Annotated in this window: 2 protein-coding genes and 2 tRNA genes; 3 read left to right on the top strand and 1 reads right to left on the bottom strand. The window is 65.1% G+C overall.

From position 1 onward, the window contains the following. Positions 1-430, bottom strand: a 430-nt coding sequence (locus MUO23_15175) for an aminopeptidase P family N-terminal domain-containing protein (protein MCJ7514292.1), incomplete at its 3' end; no start/stop codon positions are given. 444 nt (positions 431-874) lie between these two features. On the opposite strand from MUO23_15175, the gene MUO23_15170 reads away from it, so the two are divergent. The 3 genes from MUO23_15170 to leuS form a co-directional block, all read left to right on the top strand. Continuing rightward, positions 875-947: transfer RNA gene (locus MUO23_15170), tRNA-Ala, on the top strand. A gap of 12 nt (positions 948-959) precedes the next feature. Then, positions 960-1,035, top strand: a tRNA-Ala gene (locus MUO23_15165). A gap of 333 nt (positions 1,036-1,368) precedes the next feature. Next, the coding region (gene leuS / locus MUO23_15160; protein ID MCJ7514291.1) for a leucine--tRNA ligase at positions 1,369-3,749 on the top strand (2,381 nt) is incomplete at its 3' end.

The raw sequence follows: 3,749 nt of genomic DNA, 5'->3' as shown, positions 1-3,749 counted from the left end.
TCTCATCCTTCGCCTGCCGCAGGTCGGTCAGCACCGAGTCGGCGCTCGCGAGCACCGCCTGGGGGGCGGCCTGTTGCAGAAGACCGAGCTCGAGGTAACGCATGCGCAAAGGCTCGACCCCCAGCTTTCGACCCGCCAGCCCGGCATGGGCGGCTGCCGCCTGGAAAGCGGGCCCGCGCGAGGCCTCGCTTTCTTCGTAAGGAAACAGCCGGAATGGGATCTGTGAGGCCTGTCCTTTCGAAAGCTCGAAGGCTGGCAAGATCAACGCCGGCTCGGCGTCCCGCATGAACAGAGCCACGACCGGGCGCTCCATCAAGTGAAACGACAGGCCGGTCAGGTAGAGCAGATTGGGGCCGGGTACAACCGCCAGCCCGTCTAGCGCGGCCTGCTGCAGCAGTTGCCTCAATCGGGTCACACGAACGAGATGCATGCTTGCCTCCGGGATGGGATGGATTATACGAGCCGGCGCGACCGCCCACAACCACAGACCCTCCGCCTCCGGCGCCGACGGCCTTCGCGCGTCGCCCTCCAGGGCCCACAACCGGGCTGCTGATTGCGTACAGATACAACTGAGACCATGAGCGCAGACCTTCCCTTTCTGTCGGCGGCCCTGCTTCAACCCGTCGAACCCCCGCCCCCGTCGCTCGCGCAGCACCCTGGAAGGGCTGCCCCTGCGTGAGGACGACTGCTTTGCCCAGCGAACAACAGCCGGGGCAAGGGGGTGAGGCCGGGAGCAACTCCGTCCGATTGCCGATGGGGGAGCTCGCCTCCCGCCATGGCAGGTGGCGATTGCAGCGTCTCATCGGTATCGGACGAGCCACTGCTGCTTGACAGCTCTTATCGGCTCGTTTAGAATGCGCGAACCCACGCTTGGGGGCCTGTAGCGCAGTTGGGAGCGCGCTTCAATCGCACTGAAGAGGTCGAGGGTTCGAATCCCTCCAGGTCCACTGCCACCACTTGGGCCCATAGCGCAGTTGGGAGCGCGTCTCAATGGCATTGAGAAGGTCGTGGGTTCGAATCCCACTGGGTCCACCAGACAACTGAATAGCGGCCAGCACAGGAGTAGTAGGCCATCCGCAAGAAAGCCGGGTCCCGGTGCGATCCCGGCAGGGCGCTCACGGAGCGCCATCGAACAAAGGCCGAACTCGTCTGTGGCCCCCTGGGGGCAGGCCTCGCCGGTGAGACCGTGAGCTAGCCGGCGACGGGTACCGCCCGCTACCGCGGCAGCAAGCGGCCCCGCGAGCCGGGGCAATCAGGGTGGTACCGCGGAGCGGCCCCCTTCGTCCCTGGATGGCGAAGGGGCGTCTTTGTTAATCGCGACTTGAGCACAGGAAGCACGCAGCCGGAAGGCCGCGGGGAGCACAGGCAATGGCGAAACCGACACAACCGGCGAGGCCTTCGGCCACGGACAGGCCGGAACGATACAACCCGGCGCTCATCGAGCACAAATGGCAGGAGCGCTGGGAGGCCGATGGCCTGTATCGAGCGGTCATCGATCGCAGCCGGCCCAAGTTCTATTTCCTGACCATGCTGCCGTACACCTCCGGGAACCTGCACATCGGGCACTGGTTCGCCATGGCCCCGTCCGACGCCCGGGCGCGCTACCTGCGCATGCGCGGATTCAATGTGGTGTTCCCGATCGGCTTCGATGCCTTTGGTCTGCCGGCCGAGAACGCCGCCATCCAGCGCAACATCCATCCCAAGACCTGGACCTACGACAACATCGCCAACATGCGCCGCCAGCTGCGCTCGATGGGCGCCACCTGGGATTGGGATCGCGAGGCGGTCAGTTCCGATCCGGAGTTCTACCGCTGGACACAGTGGTTCTTCGTGCAGATGTTCAAGCATGACCTGGCGTACAAGAAGATGTCGCCGGTCGACTGGTGCCCGAACTGCAATACCACGCTGGCTCGGGAGCAGGTCTGGGGTGACGACCGGCACTGCGAGCGCTGCAAGACCCCGGTTATCAAGAAGGATCTGGATCAGTGGTTCTTCCGCATCACGCGCTATGCCGATGAACTGCTCGATTTCAGCGGGATCGACTGGCCGGAGCCGGTGCGCGTGCTGCAGACCAACTGGATCGGGCGCAGCCAGGGGGCACGAGCCGTCTTCGCGACCGAATCCGGCGATCCCATCGAGGTCTTCACCACTCGGCCGGATACGCTGTGGGGTGCGACCTTCATGGTCCTGGCGCCGGAACATCCGCTGGTCTCCAAGCTGACAACGCCGGATCGTGCCGAGCGCGTGGCCCGCTATGTCGAGCAGAGCACTCGCCAGACAGACATCCAGCGGGAAGCGACCGACAAGGACAAGACCGGCGAGTTCACCGGGGGCTATGCCATCAACCCTGTCAATGGGGAGCGCATCCCGGTGTGGATCGCCGACTACGTCCTGATGGGCTACGGCACCGGAGCCATCATGGCTGTGCCCGCTCACGACCAGCGGGATTTCGAGTTCGCCCGCACGTTTGGGCTGGAGGTCCGCCCGGTGATCCTTCCCGAAGGGGTTGAATCCCTCGATGGGGCGGCAATGAGCGAAGCGATCCCGGCCTCTGGGACCATGATCAACTCGGGCCCGCTCTCCGGCACCCCGGCGGAGCAGGCGCTTACGCGCGCGACGGCATATCTCGAGGACAAAGGCGTGGGCCAGGCAGCGGTCAACTACCGGCTGCGCGACTGGCTGATCTCACGCCAGCGCTACTGGGGGTCGCCGATCCCAATCGTGTACTGCCCGGAGCACGGACAGGTGCCGGTGCCGGAAGACCAGTTGCCTGTTCTGCTGCCGGACGATGTGGAATGGCTCCCGACCGGTGAGAGCCCACTCAAGCTGCATCCGACCTGGAAGAGAACCACCTGTCCGCTCTGCGGCAAGCCCGCCGAGCGCGACACCGATACCATGGACACCTTCATGTGTTCGTCCTGGTACCACCTGCGCTACCTCAGCCCCAAGTATGACCAGGGCCCCTTCGATCCAAGCGAGTATGACTATTGGATGCCGGTCGACACCTACACGGGCGGGGTTGAGCACGCCACGATGCATCTGATCTACACCCGATTCTTCCACAGGGCCTGCCGGGACATGGGGATCACCCACGGCAGTGAACCGATGCTGCAGCTGCGCAACCAGGGTCAGATCCTGGGTCCGGACGGCCAGCGCATGAGCAAGTCGCGCGGAAATGTCGTCGACCCGGACGAGCAAATCGGGCTGTACGGCGCCGACACGGTCCGCGCCTACTTGATGTTCGGTTACCGCTATGCCGAGGGTGGACCCTGGAACCCCGGAAACATTCAGGGCGTCAGCCGCTGGCTCAGCCGGGTGTGGTCTCTGGCGACGGCGGCGGCGACCGCCACGCCTGACGATCCGGAGGCCTCGCGGGCGTTGCTGCGCAAGACCCACCAGACCATCCGCCAGGTTGGCCGCGATCTCGAGACCTTTGAGTTCAACACGGTGGTCTCAGGGCTAATGGAATTGACGAATGCCTTGGTGGCGGCACGGGAGGCGGGCCAGGCCGGCAGCCCTGCCTTTCGCACGGCGCTTGAAACCCTGCTGCTGCTGATGGCGCCTGTGACGCCGCACCTGGTCGAGGAGCTGTGGACCGGCCTGGGCGGGGCCTACTCGATCCACCAGCAGCCATGGCCGGCCTACGACGAAGGGCTGGCCCACGAAGAGACGATCACGGTTGTGCTGCAGGTGAACGGGAAGGTTCGCGACCGGGTGTCCGTGCCGGCGAACATCGACGAAGAGGCGCT

The sequence above is a fragment of the Anaerolineales bacterium genome (assembly GCA_022866145.1).
In the GTDB taxonomy this organism is placed as follows: domain Bacteria; phylum Chloroflexota; class Anaerolineae; order Anaerolineales; family E44-bin32; genus PFL42.
This window is presented reverse-complemented; position numbering and strand designations above follow the sequence as displayed.